Genomic DNA, 1,191 nt, shown 5'->3' with positions numbered 1-1,191 from the left:
GGTGGGTCAATTCTATTGGCCATTGACACACGCCTCCTCTCGGTATCCCGATTGCGCAACAGGTGGAGAGGCAAGACATCCGCCCTCCTCCCCCGCCGCCGCGAGTCGTTCCCGAAAGCCTGCGTGATATGCTGTCCGACAGCCATGATTCACCTCCTTTGTCAGGTGGGTTGTGGTCAGGGGACCGGGTGGCCGCAATCCACCCGGTTGCCCGCTTCAACGCCCTTCCGCCTCTCCCTGAATCCGGTCCCTGTCGGCCACATCCCGTTGCCGACTCTCTTCCAGCCGCCGAAGAACCTCCGAGTTCGAGCTTTTGCGTTTTCAATGGCCCGATGTTTCAGCCACTTCTTCAGCTCATCTGGCAACCGAAAGCTCGTGCGGGCAATTTGCCGACTTGTCTGTATCATTATCGCCCTCGCGCACAGCTACACGGTGTAATGATTTCACGGTGTAGCTAGATCGTCAACCGCTTTTAGTTACACTGTGCAGCCATGAGCAGAGACATTGCCCCCTTTGGCCTCCGGATGCCCCCGGAACTGAAAGAGTCGTTGAAGGAAGAAGCCGACCGAAACGGCCGCTCCCTCAATGCCGAGATCGTCTACCGGCTGGAGATGGCCATGGAATCCTCCCGCTCGGTGGCGATCGCCGCCGACGGCACCGCCCTGGACACCGCACGAGAAACCCTGCTTGCAGGCAAAAAGCTGGCGAAAGACCTGTTGGAATCGCTGGACGCGGGCCTCCAGGTGATGGAGGAGAAGGCCGCCGAGGAACAGGAAACCAAGTAGCCTCTCCGTCGGCACTGCCCCCTTGGACACGAGATTCACCACCCTCCTGGTGAGATATCGAACGCCCCGACCCGACAATCGATGCACTGTGGGCAGAGGATTCCAACAAGCGTTGGGACGCCTATCGGCGAGGCGAGCTGGAAACGATGCCCTACAACGAGGTGATGGAGCGTTACCGGAACCGATGAAGATCGGTTTTCTGAAGCTGGCCCGATTCCGGCCTTGCGGTAGCGTCTGGCGAAAATCCCGACCGCGGATTCTGACGGGGTATCGCGGCCTTCACCCCGGTGCCTCCGTTTGCGTCGGCGCGGTAGCGCCAACCTACAAGTTACGGGCCTCTCCCGAGCACTCGCACCGACGACCCGGGCGAGGGGATCAAGCCGCTTTTCTAGGTTCGATCTTTTCA

At 60.1% G+C, this 1,191-nt stretch carries 2 protein-coding genes; both read left to right on the top strand.

The window, feature by feature from the left end:
• Positions 1–491 precede the first annotated feature (491 nt).
• Positions 492–785: an Arc family DNA-binding protein gene (locus ACYQ2W_RS26295; RefSeq protein ID WP_459874045.1), complete on the top strand. Its 294-nt coding sequence runs from the start codon at positions 492–494 to the stop codon at positions 783–785.
• Positions 786–841: 56 nt separating this feature from the next.
• Positions 842–973: an addiction module protein gene (locus ACYQ2W_RS26290; protein WP_459874047.1), complete on the top strand. Its 132-nt coding sequence runs from the start codon at positions 842–844 to the stop codon at positions 971–973.
• Positions 974–1,191 lie beyond the last annotated feature (218 nt).

Source organism: Endothiovibrio diazotrophicus, from assembly GCF_054657215.1.
This window is presented reverse-complemented; position numbering and strand designations above follow the sequence as displayed.